The sequence below is a fragment of the Stutzerimonas sp. CXK-1 genome, assembly GCF_057738225.1.
Map to the genome: position 1 here is coordinate 1,896,857 of NZ_CM173217.1, position 15,450 is coordinate 1,912,306.

General features: G+C 64.4%; 16 protein-coding genes. 5 read left to right on the forward strand and 11 right to left on the reverse strand.

What is annotated here, in order from left to right:
* The first annotated feature begins 37 nt into the window (after positions 1-37).
* On the forward strand, positions 38-1,702 hold the full coding sequence (locus AC0KXH_RS08970; protein ID WP_165563495.1) for a FimL-related protein: 1,665 nt from the start codon (positions 38-40) through the stop codon (positions 1,700-1,702).
* The gene (nudC, locus tag AC0KXH_RS08975) at positions 1,702-2,538 is read left to right on the forward strand and encodes an NAD(+) diphosphatase (protein ID WP_313327720.1); all 837 of its coding nucleotides are present in this window, start codon (positions 1,702-1,704) and stop codon (positions 2,536-2,538) included. Before AC0KXH_RS08970 ends, nudC begins: the two co-directional genes overlap by 1 nt.
* Here the strand turns inward: nudC and AC0KXH_RS08980 are convergent.
* Positions 2,506-3,291 carry a TSUP family transporter gene (locus AC0KXH_RS08980; RefSeq protein WP_488224526.1) on the reverse strand — a complete coding sequence of 262 codons (786 nt, stop codon included), beginning with the start codon at positions 3,289-3,291 and terminating at the stop codon, positions 2,506-2,508. The two genes, nudC and AC0KXH_RS08980, sit on opposite strands and share 33 nt — an antisense overlap.
* A 220-nt stretch (positions 3,292-3,511) precedes the next feature.
* Here AC0KXH_RS08980 and AC0KXH_RS08985 point away from each other — a divergent pair, with 220 nt between their 5' ends.
* The gene (locus AC0KXH_RS08985; protein ID WP_488224527.1) at positions 3,512-4,168 is read left to right on the forward strand and encodes a hypothetical protein; all 657 of its coding nucleotides are present in this window, start codon (positions 3,512-3,514) and stop codon (positions 4,166-4,168) included.
* A gap of 95 nt (positions 4,169-4,263) precedes the next feature.
* Here the strand turns inward: AC0KXH_RS08985 and AC0KXH_RS08990 are convergent, their stop codons facing one another.
* The 10 genes from AC0KXH_RS08990 to AC0KXH_RS09035 all read right to left on the reverse strand — a co-directional run bounded on the left by AC0KXH_RS08990 (position 4,264) and on the right by AC0KXH_RS09035 (position 14,006).
* The gene (locus AC0KXH_RS08990; protein ID WP_043220004.1) at positions 4,264-5,031 is read right to left on the reverse strand and encodes an SDR family oxidoreductase; all 768 of its coding nucleotides are present in this window, start codon (positions 5,029-5,031) and stop codon (positions 4,264-4,266) included.
* A gap of 56 nt (positions 5,032-5,087) precedes the next feature.
* Positions 5,088-6,155, reverse strand: a complete 1,068-nt coding sequence (locus AC0KXH_RS08995) for a phosphotransferase family protein (RefSeq protein ID WP_488224528.1) — start codon at positions 6,153-6,155, stop codon at positions 5,088-5,090.
* Positions 6,156-6,468: 313 nt separating this feature from the next.
* A complete protein-coding gene (locus tag AC0KXH_RS09000; RefSeq protein ID WP_488224529.1) occupies positions 6,469-6,969 on the reverse strand; it encodes a DUF934 domain-containing protein in 501 nt (166 codons plus the stop codon).
* Positions 6,953-8,611 (reverse strand): nitrite/sulfite reductase, encoded by a 1,659-nt coding sequence (locus AC0KXH_RS09005; RefSeq protein ID WP_488224530.1) that lies wholly within the window; start codon positions 8,609-8,611, stop codon positions 6,953-6,955. Before AC0KXH_RS09005 ends, AC0KXH_RS09000 begins: the two co-directional genes overlap by 17 nt.
* 351 nt (positions 8,612-8,962) lie before the next feature.
* Positions 8,963-9,178, reverse strand: a complete 216-nt coding sequence (locus AC0KXH_RS09010) for a DUF2970 domain-containing protein (RefSeq protein ID WP_165563489.1) — start codon at positions 9,176-9,178, stop codon at positions 8,963-8,965.
* A gap of 97 nt (positions 9,179-9,275) precedes the next feature.
* On the reverse strand, positions 9,276-9,806 hold the full coding sequence (locus tag AC0KXH_RS09015) for an Hsp20/alpha crystallin family protein (RefSeq protein WP_043220013.1): 531 nt from the start codon (positions 9,804-9,806) through the stop codon (positions 9,276-9,278).
* Positions 9,807-9,933: 127 nt separating this feature from the next.
* On the reverse strand, positions 9,934-10,386 hold the full coding sequence (locus AC0KXH_RS09020) for a hypothetical protein (protein ID WP_043220014.1): 453 nt from the start codon (positions 10,384-10,386) through the stop codon (positions 9,934-9,936).
* Complete coding sequence (locus AC0KXH_RS09025; RefSeq protein ID WP_488224531.1) at positions 10,386-11,708, reverse strand: leucine-rich repeat-containing protein kinase family protein; 1,323 nt, start codon at positions 11,706-11,708, stop codon at positions 10,386-10,388. The genes AC0KXH_RS09020 and AC0KXH_RS09025 overlap by 1 nt, the downstream gene beginning before the upstream one ends.
* 46 nt (positions 11,709-11,754) lie before the next feature.
* Positions 11,755-12,813, reverse strand: a complete 1,059-nt coding sequence (locus tag AC0KXH_RS09030; protein ID WP_213150611.1) for an RNA methyltransferase — start codon at positions 12,811-12,813, stop codon at positions 11,755-11,757.
* A 53-nt stretch (positions 12,814-12,866) separates the two neighbouring features.
* Positions 12,867-14,006, reverse strand: coding sequence for an MFS transporter (locus tag AC0KXH_RS09035; RefSeq protein ID WP_488224532.1), 1,140 nt, complete (start codon positions 14,004-14,006; stop codon positions 12,867-12,869).
* An 85-nt stretch (positions 14,007-14,091) separates the two neighbouring features.
* Here AC0KXH_RS09035 and AC0KXH_RS09040 point away from each other — a divergent pair, with 85 nt between their 5' ends.
* Together AC0KXH_RS09040 and AC0KXH_RS09045 are read left to right on the forward strand one after the other, a co-directional pair.
* Positions 14,092-14,388: a DUF1883 domain-containing protein gene (locus AC0KXH_RS09040; protein ID WP_041105638.1), complete on the forward strand. Its 297-nt coding sequence runs from the start codon at positions 14,092-14,094 to the stop codon at positions 14,386-14,388.
* Positions 14,389-14,484: 96 nt separating this feature from the next.
* Positions 14,485-15,402 carry a DMT family transporter gene (locus AC0KXH_RS09045; RefSeq protein WP_488224533.1) on the forward strand — a complete coding sequence of 306 codons (918 nt, stop codon included), beginning with the start codon at positions 14,485-14,487 and terminating at the stop codon, positions 15,400-15,402.
* Positions 15,403-15,450 lie beyond the last annotated feature (48 nt).

A 15,450-nucleotide genomic window follows, 5' to 3' on the forward strand; every position in this document is an offset into this window, starting at 1 on the left:
TGCGCCTTTACAACGTTGCGCGGGAGGCGCACTAGGCATGGTTACTGGAGCCACTTCCCTGGGCCTGGTTCGCGACGAGCTGTTCGCCACCATGGAGGAGGCCGAGCAGAGCCTCGAGCACTTCATCATCGACCGCAACAACGGCGGATTGCTGCAGCAGGCGGTCGAGAACCTCAAGCAGGTCCGCGGCACGCTCAACCTCATCGAGCTGACAGGTGCAGAACTGCTCGCCCAGGAAGTGCTGCAGCTGGCGACCGACATTCCTGTCGGCGCCGGCGAAGAGCGCGACGCGCAGCTCGCTGCGCTGAGCAACGGCCTGTACGTGCTGCGACGCTACCTCGAAAGCGTCGATGCCAGCCGCCAGGAGATTCCTGAGCTGTTGCTGCCGGCGATCAATGCGCTACGTCAGGCCGGCACGCAGTCGCTATTGCCGGAGAGCTTCTTCTTCAGCGTTCGCCTCGATCATGCTCGTCCCGACAGCTGGCAGCCCGGGGCCAGGCAGCTCGGTGCGGCCGAGCTGCGCCGCCTGCGCCAGATGTACCAGGTGGGCTTGCTCGGCTTTCTCCGCGAGGACAACAGCGCGGCCAGCCTGAAGTTGATGGGACGGGCGCTGGCACGGCTCGACCAGGCATTGGGCGGCCGCCTGTGCTGGATCGCCGGTGCTGCCATCGAATCGCAGCTCGACGGACAGCTGCTACCCAGGCGCTCGCGCAAGCAGCTCTTCGCACGTCTCGATCGGGAGATCAAACAGTCGATCGTCAGCCCCGGCTACGAGGCTCCGCGCAGCCTGTTGAAAGAGTTGCTCTACCTCGTCGCGCTGGCCGACAGCAGTGGCCCCTTGGCCATGCAGGTCCGCGAGGTCTTCTCACTCTCGCCATTGCCGTTCACCGATCATCTGCTGGAAGACGAGTCGCAGCGGCTGGCTGGCCCGGGCCAAGCGGTCATGCGCTCGTTGTCCACCGCGATTCGCGAGGAGCTGGCCAGCCTGAAGGACCTGCTCGACCTCATCGAACGAGGCACTGCGCCGGCGGATGCCTACGGGAACCTGCACAACCTGCTGGGCAAGCTCGCCAAGACGCTTGGTATGGTCGGCCTGTCCTCGGCGGCGAACACCCTGCACGCACAGGTCTCGATCGTCTCTGGCTGGAGCGCCGAGCAGAGCCCGGATGCGGCTGCCCTGCTGCGCCTGGCCGATGCGGTGCTCTACGTGGAAAGCATGGTGGCCAGCCTCGAACGGGGCGAGCGTCGCGAGCGCCCTCAGGCCGTGGCGCCAGGCGCCGAAGCGGACGCTTTTGCCAGCCATCAGTTGACCGAGGCCTGCATCGTGGTGATCGACGAAGCGAGCGCCGGGCTGGCACTGGCCAAGCGAGCCATCACCGCTTATCTGGAATCCAACGGCGACAAGTTGCATCTGGCCAATGTTCCCTTCAGTCTTCAAGCGGTTCGTGGTGGGTTGCGCTTTCTTGAACAGGAGCGTGCCGCCGACCTGATCGGTGCCTGCGCCGACTTCATTCAGAAACAGATGCTCGAGTCCACCCAGATGCCGCCGGAGCAGATGCTCGAAACCCTCGCCGATGCGCTGACCAGCCTGGAATATTACCTGGAGGGCGGCGCAGTGCTGCGCCGCGACGCTTCGCGCGCGCATGTGCTCGATCTGGCCAGCGAAAGCGTTCGCGCGCTCGGCATGCCGGTGGCGGCCTGATGAGCCTGCGCTGGCAGGCCGCCTTGCTGGATCCGCTGGCGCCCGCCGGCTCGGCACTTGTGCACTGCCGGCAGCAGTTTCTGCTGGATGACAATGGCCTGCTGTTTCCTCGTGACTGGCTGCGTCGACTCGACTTGCCGCTGCTGAGCGAGCAGGGAATCGGTTATTTCGAAGGCGAGCCGGTCTACCTGTTCGAACTGGATTTTCCGGCCGAGGTACCCGGGGCACAGTGGCAGTCGCTGCGGCAACTGATGATGCTCCATGGCGAGGATCGGGATCTGTTTCGCATGCTGGGGTTCGCCGCGCAGATCGGCACGTGGGCCAGCCAGCATCGATTCTGCGGCAGTTGTGGATCGCGCATGGAGCAGCGCCCTGGCGAGCGAGCGATGCATTGCCCGGCGTGCGAGGTGCAGCATTATCCGCGCCTGTCCCCGAGCATGATCGTGTTGGTCACCCGCGAGGACGAGGTGCTGCTGGCCCGCTCACCGCGGTTTGCACCGGGTGTGTACAGTACACTTGCCGGTTATGTCGAACCGGGCGAGTCGGTCGAGGAATGCGTGGTCCGCGAGGTGCGCGAGGAGGTCGGCGTCGAGATCCATACGCCTCGCTACATGGCCAGCCAGGGTTGGCCCTTTCCTCATTCACTGATGCTGGGTTTCCATGCCGAGTACGCGGGCGGCGTGATCGTTCCTCAGCCCGATGAGATCGAAGATGCGCGTTGGTTTTCCATTCACGATCTTCCGCCGTTACCAGCCACGCAATCGATCGCACGCTATCTGATCGAGCTCTACCTCTCGCGCCGCTTAGGCCGCCCCGAGCCAGTGCTGCCAGGCTAGGCGCAGGCTCAGCGCCAGTACTACGACGATGAAGACGGGGCGGATGAACCTGGCGCCGCCCCCGATCGCCGTGCGCGCGCCGAGATAGGCTCCGGCCATCAGCGCCAGCCCCATACCCATGCCCAGCACCCACGCGACTTGCCCGGTCACGATGAACACCGCCAGGGCCATGCCGTTACTGACGAAGTTCATGCTGCGCGCCACGCCACTCGCCCGCAGCAGATCCAGCGGATACATCAGCAGGCTGCTGATCGTCCAGAAGGCCCCGGTTCCAGGCCCCGCCACGCCGTCATAGAAGCCAAGCCCGAGCCCTTGTGGCCACTGCCGGCGCTTGCCAATCCGGGCGGCCTGTTCGGGTGTAGCGTCTGGCAGTTTGCCGAACAGCAGGTAGAGCGCACAGGCGAAAACCACCAACGGCAGCATCTGGTTGAGCCAGTCGGCGGGCATGAGGTGGGCGGTGATCGCTCCTGACGCTGCGCCGATAGCGGTACCAAGCAATGCCCGGCGCCAGACAAACGGGTCGAACAGCTTGCGGCGAAAGAAGGTGTAGCTTGCCGTCGCTGAGCCAAAAGTGGCGCAGAGCTTGTTGGTACCCAGTACGAGGTGAGGCGGCAGGCCTGCCGTCAGCAACGCTGGCAGGGTCAACAGCCCGCCGCCGCCGGCGATGGCATCGATGAAGCCTGCGGCAAAGGCAACCAGACAAAGCAACGACAGGGCGAGGGGATCAAGCGGCAGTTCGAGAAAAGTGAGCATCAGGGCACGCAGCTGGCAGTCAGGTGGACGAGCATAATCAGCTCTGGTCGGCGGGGTAAGAGGCAAGTGTCTTCGGTCGCACGATTGCGCAGGTCCGGCGCATGGCAGCCGCGTGGCATTACGGAACAGGCAGTTGCCACAGGCGTGAACAGCTTCCCAGGCCGGCTATGGCCGTGAGCTGGCGCGCTGCGGATAATCGCGCGCTGCAAAGGAGAGTGTCATGCAATATCTCGGGCTGGCTGTCGTCGTCGGTTTTCTCGCGCTGCTCATCGTTCTCGTCGCGTTGCGGCTATTGTTCGCCGGTCACTGGTTGTTGGGCTGGCTGCGCGGCAATCTGGGCTTGCTGTTTCTCGCTGCTGCCGGGCTTGTCGGGCTGCTCGCCTATGAAGTGAGCCAGTATCACGCGATACCGGCTGACCGAACGCTGGCCGAGGTTTCGTTCGCGCAGCAGAAGGGGCGCCGCTACGAAGCCAGGATCAGCCACGCTGGCCGGCAATACAGTGTTCTGCTCGAGGGCGATCTCTGGCAGCTCGAGCTTCGGCAGCTGCGCTGGGAAGGGCTTGGTGATTTCATAGGGCTCGAGCCTGGCTATCGGTTGGAGAGCCTTTCGGGTCGCTATCTGGCCGTCGAACAGCAGGCTGGCTCGCGCTTTGCCGAAGCGTTGCTGGTCGCGCAGCCGCTGGATCTACCGCTGACACAGTGGCTGGACCGCGTTCAGATCGATCTGCCGTTCGTGGCGCTGCAACACGCGAAGACCAGCCTCATGCCGATCGCCGATGGCGCTGGCTTTGCCGTGGAACTGGCGCCCACCGGGCTGTTGGTGAGGCCTCTGAACGAGGCTGCAAGCAAGGCCGTGAGCGATTGGCGGGTGGAGTGAAGAACGTATCGGACGTGCGAGGAGGGAGCGGACGGGGCCGGGCAGGCACCGCCCGCTGGAGGCTGGCGTCAGGCGGAGCGCCAGCCAATTACCGCTTAGGCCAGATAACCGCCGTCGACGTTTAACGATACGCCGGTGGTGTAGCTGGAGGCGTCGCTTGCCAGATAGAGCACCGCGCCGGCCATTTCCGACGGCTCCGCAACACGGCGCAGAGGGATCTGTTTGAGTGCCATCTCCCGGATCGCGTCGTTCTTCACCAACGCCGAGGCGAACTTGGTGTCGGTCAGGCCAGGCAGCAGTGCGTTGCAGCGGATACCGAACTGCGCGCACTCCTTGGCGAATGCCTTGGTCATGTTGATGACCGCGCCCTTGGTGATCGAGTAGATGCCCTGGAAGTCACCAGGTGACACGCCATTGATCGACGCGACATTGATGATGCTGCCACCGCCGTGCTCGCGCATCAGCTTGCCGGCCTCGATCGACATGTAGAAATAACCGCGAATGTTCACGTCAACGGTCTTCTGGAACGCAGAAAGGTCGGTGTCGAGAATGTGGCAGAACTGCGGGTTGGTCGCGGCGTTGTTCACCAGGATGTCCAGGCGGCCGAAGCGCTCGCGAATCTGCGCGAAGACGGCACTGATCTGCTCCATCTCGCCGATATGGCAGGCGATCGCACTGGCCTTGCCGCCGGCCTCGACGATGGCATCGGCAACGGCCTGGCAGCCATCGATCTTGCGGCTGGAAACGATGACGTGTGCGCCTTGCTGGGCGAGCAGCTTGGCGATGGCTTCGCCGATACCGCGGCTCGCGCCGGAAACGAAGGCGATCTTGCCGTCGAGATCGAACAGGGTGGTCTTGGACATGGGTGATTCCTCTTGTTATGCCGCAGCAGCGGGCCTGGCCGAACGCTGCGTGTCGTTTAGAGCCTGGATTGAGAGATGACTTCCTGCGCCTTCAGTTCGAGCAGCTGGTTCATATGGATGAACTGCCCGAAGCGCTTGTCTTTTGTCTGGCCGTGGTAGTAGCGGTAATAGATCTGCTGGACGATGCCGGCGAGGCGGAACAGACCGTAGGTGTAATAGAAGTCGATGCAGGGAATTTCGATGCCCGCCCGTGCGGCGTAGTAATCGACGAAGCCCTGACGGCTGTGCATGCCGGGCCGGTGACTCGGCTGGCGACGCATCAGCTGCATCGGTTGCGGGTCATCGGCCTGGATCCAGTAGGCCAGAGTGTTTCCGAGATCCATCAGCGGGTCGCCGATGGTCGTCATTTCCCAATCGAGCACGCCGATGATCTGCATCGGGTCCGCGGGGTCGAGGATGACGTTATCGAAGCGGTAGTCGTTGTGCACGATGCCCGGCTTTGGATGGTCGGCGGGCATCTTGTCTGCCAGCCATTCCTTTACCGCCGTCCAGGCAGGCGCGTCCGGCGTGAGGGCGCGCTCATAGCGATCGGTCCAGCCGCTGATCTGGCGCTGGACATAGCCTTCGGGCTTGCCCAGGTCCGCCAGACCACAGGCCTGGTAGTCGACGTTATGCAGCTCGACGAACTTGTCGATAAAGCTCTCGCAGAGTGCGCGCGTCTGGCGCTCGTCGAGATCGAGTTCTGGCGGAAAATCCGAGCGCAGGATGATGCCCTTGACGCGCTCCATCACATAGAACTCTGCGCCGATGACCGATTCGTCAGTGCAGTGCACGTAGGCTTTCGGGCAATACGGAAAGCCCTGGTTGAGCTGGTTGAGGATGCGATACTCGCGGCCCATGTCGTGAGCGGATTTGGCTTTCTGGCCGAACGGCGGGCGGCGCAGCACCAGCTCGCGATTGTCGTACTGCAGCAGGTAGGTGAGGTTCGACGCCCCGCCGGGGAACTGACTGATGCGCGGGGTACCTTCCAGGCCCTCCATATGGGCCTTGAGGTAGCGGTCGATGACGTCGGCTGGGAGTTCTTCACCTTCCCGAATGGCCGTGGTCTGGTCTGCAAGCGCCATGCTTATCCCTTCTGCTTATGATCGGTGCGCTGGATGATTCAGTAATCTAATGCGCGAAGCTCAGGCCACCAAGCCTGGCAACTGTTTATTGGCATCGGTGTTGGCGATTGATCAAGCCGCCTGATTCGTGGGCGCATCCTGTTGCGCTAAAACGGCCGGAAAGGCGCCTGCCGGCCGACGGAAAGACAGGCGACCGAAAGGATGCAGAGGAGGGAAAGCGTGAATCGAATCGCTCGATGTCGCGCCTCATTGCGAGACGCGACCTGTCCCTGAGCGAGCCCGCCACCTGGACGCAACGGGCAGGCGGAACTGCTCAGGCCTGGCGGCGGCGGAACAACGGCATGGGCTCGTCGGCGGCAGCCTGATAGGCGACCGAGAAGTCCTTCAAGCCCTGAAGGGCGTCGTAGGGGTCACGGTCGGCGCGAATGGCGAAGGCGTCGAAACCGCAGCGGCGCAGGTAGAACAGCTGATCGCGCAGTACATCGCCGATCGCGCGGATCTCGCCCTTGAAACCGTAGCGCTCGCGCAGCAGGCGAGCGCTGGAGTAATGACGCCCGTCGGTGAAGCTGGGGAAGTTCAGTGCGATGACCTGAAAGTGCTGCAGGTCTTCGGCAATCTCTTCCACCGGCTCGTCCGAATCCAGCCAGACGCCCAGCCCGCCGTCACGCGCCTTGAGCGCGTGTGCATGGTCCAGCCAGAGGCTCAGCGGCACGATGATATCGTCACAGTTGGACAGGTCGTCAAGCGTCTGTTCCTTGGGCAGCAGATGCCAGGTTTCGTCGACGACCTGGTCGCCCTTAATGATTCGCTGCATAGACGCGCTCCTTGAAAGGCTCGATACCGATGCGACGGAAGGTGTCGATAAACTGCTCATCTTCGGTGCGCTGCTCCACGTAGACGTTGATGATTTTTTCGATCACGTCCGGCATGGCGTCCTGGGCAAAGGACGGACCGAGAATCTGCCCCAGGCTGGCGTCGCGCCCGGAACTGCCGCCGAGCGAGACCTGGTAGAACTCCGCGCCCTTCTTGTCGACGCCGAGAATGCCGATGTGGCCGACGTGGTGATGGCCACAGGCATTCATGCAACCGGAGATGTTCAGGTCCAGGTTGCCGATGTCGAACAGGTAGTCCAGGTCGTCGAAGCGACGCTGAATCGCCTCGGCGATTGGAATCGACTTGGCATTGGCCAGCGAACAGAAGTCGCCGCCCGGGCAGCAGATGATGTCGGTCAGCAGGCCGATGTTCGGCGTCGCCAGGCCCAGTTCGCGCAGTTCCTGCCACAACTCGAACAGCTTCGCCTGTTCGACGTCGGCGAGAATCATGTTCTGCTCGTGGGAGTTGCGCACCTCGCCGAAGCTGTAGCGATCGGCCAGGTCGGCGATGGCTTCGAGCTGCTTGTCGGTCACATCGCCGGGGGCGACGCCCGTCTTCTTCAGCGACAGGGTGACGGCGGCATAGCCGGGCTTCTTGTGCGCAACCACGTTGCGTGTGCGCCAGCGGGCGAAGCCGGGATGCTCGGCATCCAGGCGCGCCAGTTCCGCGTCCTGGTCGGCCAGATCGCGGTAGGCCGGGTCGACGAAGAAGCGGCTGACGCGCTGGACTTCCTCATCGGTAAGGGTTGCCGGCCCATCCTTCAGATGTGCCCACTCGGCTTCCACGCGCTCGGCGAAGACCTCCGGCGTCAGCGCCTTGACCAGAATCTTGATGCGCGCCTTGAACTTGTTGTCGCGGCGGCCGTAGCGGTTGTAGACCCGCAGGATCGCATCGAGATAGGTCAGCAGGTGCTGCCAGGGCAGGAATTCGTTGATGAAACTGCCGACGATCGGGGTACGGCCCAAGCCGCCGCCAACCGAGACGCGGAAGCCCAGCTCGCCGGCGGCATTTTTCACCGCTTCCAGGCCGATGTCATGCACTTCGATGGCGGCGCGATCGCTGACCGCCCCGTTGACCGCAATCTTGAACTTGCGTGGCAGGAAGGCGAACTCGGGGTGGAAGGTCGACCATTGGCGAATGATTTCGCACCAGGGGCGCGGGTCGATCAGCTCGTCACGGGCGACGCCGGCGAACTGGTCGGTGGTGGTGTTGCGGATGCAGTTGCCGCTGGTCTGGATCGCGTGCATCTGTACGGTTGCCAGCTCGGCGAGAATCTCCGGGACTTCCTCGAGCTCCGGCCAGTTGAACTGGACGTTGGTCCGCGTACTGATGTGCGCATAGCCCTTGTCGTAGTGACGTGCGATGTAGGCCAGTTTGCGCAACTGGGTGGACGACAGCAGACCGTAGGGAACAGCGATGCGCAGCATGGGTGCGTAACGCTGGATATAGAGGCCGTTCTGCAGGCGCAGGGGGCGATATTCCTCACCACCCAACTCGCCGCTCAGGTAGCGGCGAGTCTGATCGCGGAACTGCCGCACGCGATCTTCGATGATGTGTTGGTCGTACTGGTCGTAAACGTACATGACGTGTCCTGTGTGCAGGCTGCTACAGCTTCCAGCGGGCACGGCTGCGCGCACCCATTTCAGGTAGGGGCGGCAAGATACCAGCAAGCGGTTATGCGCAAAAGTGATGTTTGGGAATATGTTTAGAACCTGAAGCCCGTTCGTCGAGCAAATCCGGCGTGCCCCTTGCCGCGCTTGCCGAGCTGTTCTTGACTGCAGGAAAGCGCAAGCGAAACAGCCGTGAGGAAAGGGTGATGAGACGAATCGGACCGCACCAACAAGACAGCCTGGCGGATGCTGCAGCCATCTTCATACTGATCCTTCTGGCGGTCGGCACGGCGGTGTTCTGGGTCAGCCATCAGTGAGGCGTCGCTAGACGCCGGCCAGGTGGATCACCAGTTTGACCACGCCGAGAATCACGAGCACGAAGGCGACGGTAAAAATCAGGCCGATCACGATGAAATGGCTGGGTTTGCCATGCTGAAAATCGCGTGCCCGGTTCTTGCCACTCTGTACGCCCAGTGCTGCAGCCAGGACGCTGAGCAAGGTCTGGCGAAGGGTAAGCGGGCGATCTCGTTGTTCGTCCACGGCAACCTCGCGATGACGGTTTTCCGGGAGTCTAGTCGATCCGCTGGAGAGCGCAGGAGCGGGGAAGGCGGGGCGCAGGGCGTCCCGCCAGGGCAGGTCAATCCTTGCTGACTGCGATGGTCCGCTCACCGTCTGCAGCACCCGGCTTCTTCGGCATGCTGAGCATCAGCACGCCCTTGTTGAACCTGGCCTGTATCTTGTCCTTCTCGACCGAGTCGGGGACGTTGAAGCTGCGCTGAAAGCTGCCGTACGAGCGCTCGGACAGGTAGTAGCCCTGCTTTTCCTCCTTGCGTTCCTGGCGCTTCTCACCCTTGATGGTGAGCGTGTTTCCGCTCAGCTTGACCTCGACATCCTTCTCATCCATGCCTGGCAACTCTGCGCTGATCTCGAAGGCGTCGTCCTTTTCGACAACGTCGACGGCCGGTAGCCGTGCCAGCCCGCTTTGCCAGAATGGCCCGGTTTCGACGCCGGTCCTGGCCAAGGGGCGGTGCCAGGACAGATCGAAGTCGTCAAACAGCCGGTCGACCTGGCGGCGCAGGCTTTCGAATGGGCGCCAGGGTTCGTGGGTGGCCGGTGGGGCGGCCTTTTTCTCTTCACCTGCCACGGGTTTGTTTGCAGCATCGTTCATTGCAGAACCTCCTGTCAGAAGCCCTCGGAACTTCAGAGCCTCTGCATTCTTCGCCTGCGTTGGCGGCTGCTGTTTGATGCGGATCAACCGCGAAGGCACTCGCTGCTGCGAGCGACGCCACGGCCGCCTAGAGGTTGGCCTTGAACCAGTCCCACAAACCAAAGGAGAAGCCGGGAATCAGGTCGATGCCCAGCGCGGATTTGAGCAGATAGAGGATCACCAGGCCGACAGCTGCCGAGAACACGAGGAAGAGCGTGATCAGCGCCGCCTTGGCCGCCAGCGAGAGATTTTGCTGGGGGCGCGACAGGTTGCGTTTGTTGCGCCCGGCGAGGATCGCGAAATAGTAGTGGTTGCCGAACAGCTTCAGCGTGCCGCGCAGGTCGAGACGGTGGCGGACCCAAGATCGTGTCCCGAAGATGCCGCGCAAGGCTTCGAGCTGTTCGTCGCTGAACGAGTCGCGCAGGTGCTCGGGCAGACGCTCCAACAGGCCCTGCGTGAATGCGTCCTGCCGCACGGCATCCGCGCCGAAGGGCGAAGGGTAGGGCGCCTGCTCATCGCGGCCGGGTTGGGGTGATTCCATCAGTGATCGTCCAGGTCATGGCGAAGCGCGGCGATCCGCGCTTCGAGCGTTTGGAAATCCGGCCGCTGCATAGGCTCCGTGGCCAGGCATTGGTCGCGCAGAAGGGCAAGGGTGGCGAGGTCGTGGTCGGGTTCGAGCCGAAGCAGCAATTCATCGAGCAGGTGACCGAACGCACGAGCCTCCAGGCGCTGCAGTGCGCCGCCTTGCGGACCGGAGGGATCGAAAAACGAGGCTGCTCCGAAATCGCTGAGCCGGCAATCACCGCTCTCGTCGACGAGCAGATTATGGGCGTACAGATCGCCGTGCAGGATGCCGCGGCGATGCAGGTGGGCCACCGCCGAGGCAGCCGCACTGGCGATGCGCACGACCTGGGCGGCGGTGAAGCCGCGACCCTCGGCATAACAGTCGCGCGTGCAGCTGGCGAACGAAGGCGGGGCGGCAAGCGCCGCGTAGCGTGGGTCGAGCAGCTCCATCAGCAATGCCGGCTCTGCCGGACTGGCGAGCGGCGCGATGACCGGTAACAGGTGCGGATGCGGGCCGGCGGCGATGCAGGCGGCCATCTCGCTACGCGGTAGCCCATCGCTGGTCACGGCACCCTTGAAGCGCTTGAGCGCCACGGGCCGCCCCGGACCATCATCCGGATGCCAGTCGGCGCGTTGGACCACGCCCGACGCCCCCTCGCCCAGCACGGCGCCAAGGCGAAGATGCTTGGGCTCAATCGCGCGCGTAGCGGCATGGGCCTGTGCCAGCTGTTCGAGGCGATCGCTCGGTGGGTTGCCGCCGAATGCCAGCCAGGCAAGGTTCGGCAGTTCCAACAACCAGTCCGGCAGCGCCGGCAAGCGGTTGGCGGCGATGCGCAGCAGCTCCAGGCGATCGCAGTCGGCGAGCGCTTCTGGCAAGGCGCTCAGCCGGTTACCGGCGAGCATGAGCTTCTGCAGATTCGCACGTAGCCCTAGCGCTGACGGCAGCTCCTCGATGTGGTTGTCGGTCAGGATCAGCCAGCGCAGCGATGGTGGTAGCGCGGCCGCCGGGACCCGCTCGATGCGGTTGGCCTTGAAGCCGACCATTTCCAGCCTTTGGCAATCCCCGAGGCACTCGGGCAGCTCCCGGAAGCCGTTGTCCGAGCAGAACAGGATGCGCAGCCGATGCAGGCGCGACAGATCGGCCGGCAGGGTGTCGAGCTGATTGCCGCTCAGGTTGAGTACTTCGAGCGTGTCCGCCAGCGCGTAGATTTCTTCGGGAAAATGGGTCAATCCTGCCGAGAGATCGAGACGCCTGGCGCCTGCCAGCTCTCCGCGACGCAACTGTTCGAGACTGTGCATGCCTGCTTCCTTGCCAGGATGAAATACGCGCCGCCGTCGGCTTCGGTTACCGGGCTGGGACAGCCCCAGGCACGCTGCGTTCCGCTCGCCGGCGCCCGAGCGCGAGTTCGGCCCGGGCACGCAGCTGCCCGCAACCGCCATCGACGTCCTGGCCCGCGGAATTGCGCACCTTGGTCAGTACGCCGCGGCTATGCAGGTAGCGCACGATCTGTACGATGCGCTCGCCCTGTGGCCGCTGGTACTGGTCGTCTTCCAGGCTGTTGTAGGGAATCAGGTTGAGCACGGCGAACTTGCCGGCCAGCAGGTGCAGCAGCGCGTCCATTTCCTGTTGGCTGTCGTTGATGCCGGCCAGCAGCGTCCATTGGTACTGGATCGGATAGCCGACGGTGCGGGCATAGCGCTCGCCCAGTTCGACCAGCTCGGCCGGGTCGATGCGCGGCGCGCGCGGCAGCAATGCCTGGCGCAGCGCGGCGTCGGTGGTATGCAGCGACAACGCCAGGGCCGGCTTGACCCGTTGCGCGGGCAGGCGTTCGAACACCCGCGGGTCGCCGACCGTGGAGAACACCAGGTTCTTGTGGCCAATGCCGCCGTCGGTGCCGAGCAGGTCGATGGCTTCGAGCACGTTGTCGAGATTGTGCGCCGGCTCGCCCATGCCCATGAACACGACTTTCTTCACCGGGCGGAAGCGCCGCGCCAAGGCGACCTGGGCAACGATCTCGGCACTGCCGAGCTGGCGTAGCAGGCCGCTCTTGCCGGTCATGCAGAACACGCAGCCGACCGCGCAACCGACCTGGCTGGACACGCACAGGCCATCGCGCGGCAACAGCACGCTCTCCACCATCTGCCCGTCGCCCAGCTCCACCAGCAGGCGCGCCGAACCGTCGGCGCCCGGGTGTTCGGAGCGCAGGCGTACGAGCCCGTCCAGGCTCGCCTGGAGCGCTGGCAGCGCCTCGCGCACGCTGAGCGGCAGAAAGTCCTCTGCCTGCTGCTGGCGGCGGCCGATGGAAATATCGCGGCCAAGCAGCCAGGCGCGCGTCATGCGCCCGATATGGCGCGGCTTGGCGCCGGCAGCGGCGAACTGCTGGTGAATGTCTTGGATCTGCATAGGGCGCGCATTCTAGCGATGCGCGGGCGTAAAGGGCAGCGCCGGCGGTGCGCTCAGTCGCTGAAACGACGGCTGGCCGGGATGATGCCAAGCAGCAGGAGCATGAGCATGAAGAACGCCGCACCGAGCGAGAACAGCTGCGCGACCACCCCCATCAAGGCGGGGCCTGCGAGCACGCCGGCGAAGCCAATGGTGGTGGCGACCGTCACGGCGGTGTGCATTGGCATGATGGTCTGCCGGCTCAGCGACGAGATCAGCACGGGCGCGACGTTGGCACATCCCAGCCCGCAGAGGCCGTAGCCCAGCAGCGCCAACGGCCAGCTAGTGGTGCTCAGCGTGAGGGCGATGCCCAGGGCAGCTACCAGTCCACCCAGGGCGATGACGCGTGCCGGGCCCAGACGGTTGATCACTGGCGCGCCACCAAAGCGAGCGATCGTCACCATCAGCGTATAGGCGGCGTAACCGAGCCCGCCCAGGGAGACCTCCAGGCTCTTTTCTCCCGTGAGATAGAGCGCGCTCCAGTCCAGCACGGCACCCTCGGCGAGATACACGGCGAAGCAGAGCAGGCCGGCCAGCAGCACCAGGCCGCGCGGGCGCACGAAGGCGAGGCCGCCACCTGGCGCGCGGTCGGGCAGGAAGCCGCGGGCAACCGAAAGATTGGCGATCACCACCACGGCGGTCATGCTCAGCGTGCCGAATTCGGCCGACAGACCCATGCTCAGTTGCAACGTCATCGCCAGCGCGCCAACGATGGCGCCCAGGCTGAACATGCCGTGGAAATTCGACATCATGCGGCGACCGACTGCCGTTTCGACCAGCACCGACTGGATGTTCAACACCACGTCGATCACCCCCAGGCTGCCGCCAAAGCAGAACAGGGCCAGCGCCATGAGCCAGACCGAGTCGGCGAGCGCCATGCCGACCAAGGCAACGCCGAGCAGGGCAACCGCGCCGAGTACCACCGGCCGTATGCCCAGGCGCGATACCAGCAGCCCGGACAACGGCATCCAGCTGAGCGAGCCGATGCCGATGCACAGCAGAAGAACGCCGAACAGTGCATCGCTCATCTCGATCCGCTCGCGAACGTAGGGCACCAGCGGTGCCCAGACGGCGAGCCCGAAACCAGCCATGAAGAAGCCGCAGCGCGTGGCCGTCCGAGCGATCGAGCGGCTGGCGTCAACGGGCGCGGTCATGGAGCACTCCTGGCAGCGGGCCGGCGAATCCGGCGGGGGCATCATGCTATCGTCTCGCCCCCTGCCTCGGAACCATAGGGCCGCCATGAAATTCATCCACCAGCGCGAACACCTCGATGAGGATGACCTTGTCGTGATCGAGTGCGACCAGCCTTGCAACGTCCGCCTGATGAACGACAAGAACTTCCGTGCATTCAAGAATGGCGGGCGGCACAGCTATGTCGGTGGTGCCTTCGACCGCTTTCCCGCGCGCATCCGCGTGCCGAGTGCCGGCTTCTGGAACATCACGCTCGATACGGTGACCCGTCGGGCCATCAGCGTGACGCGCAAACCGAACCTCAAGTACCGGATCAGGGTCATTCGTCGGCAGGCTCCGCAGTAAGGCGGGGTCGCTGTCCGGGGAGTTCTGCTTGTTTCGCCATTTTCATCGCACCCTTCGCATGGTCAACGCTTCGCTTCAGACAGGCGGAGGGCTGGCATGAGCGGCCCGGGCACCGCGCGGCTGCGCGCGCATCTGGGCATGTTGCTGTGGGCGGCCTTCGTCGGGCTGTCGTTTCCGGCAGTGGGCCTGCTCAGCGAGGGGCTGCCGCCCTTGCTGCTGACGGCCATGCGTTTCACCGTCGCCGCCGTCGCGCTGATGCCGCTGGCCTGGCGGCAGAGCGATGCCTGGCCAGCAGCGGGAACGCTGGCGCTTTATGGCGCGATGGGCCTGTGCCTGGCGGGCTTCTTCGGCACCATGTTCTGGGCGGCGCACCGGATCACTGCATTGTCGATGGCGACTCTGTTCGTCAGCGTTCCACTGTTGGCCTACTGCCTGGGCCGCCTACTCGCTGTCGAGCAACGCGCTGGGCGGCTGCTGGCGATCCTGGCACTCGGTGCGCTGGGCGCGCTAGGGCTGGCCTGGGCGGAGAACGGCGGTGACTTCACCGGCATGCGGATCGGCCTGGGCGAGGTCGGTTTCTTTCTTGGCTGCGTGGCGTCGGCGCTGTATCCGGTGCTGACCAAGTGGGGGCTGGCGCATGGCCGGCTGCCGAGGCAGGCCGGGTTGCGTACGTTCTGGAGCCTGGCCGCCGGCGCGCTGCTGATCGGACTGATGGGGATGGTGTGGGAATCCCCGGCGGCGCTGCTGCGCCTGCGCCTGGCCGACCTTGGCCTGGTCATCTACCTGGGCTTGTTCTCCAGCGCCATGACCTTCTTCCTGCAGCAACGTGCTACCGCGACGCTGACGCCTGGCGCAGTGACGGCGTACAGCTATCTGGTGCCCTTTGTCTCCATGATCGTGCTGTTCATCCAGCATCCGGCGCGGATCAGCTGGACCTGGCTGCCGGGAAGCGTGCTGGTGGTGCTGGCTATCGTGCTGTTGCTGCTTCATTCGCCGGACGCCGCCGATAGCTGATGCCGGCGGCTGGTCGCCAGGCGGTTGCACGGCGGAACGATCGGCCGG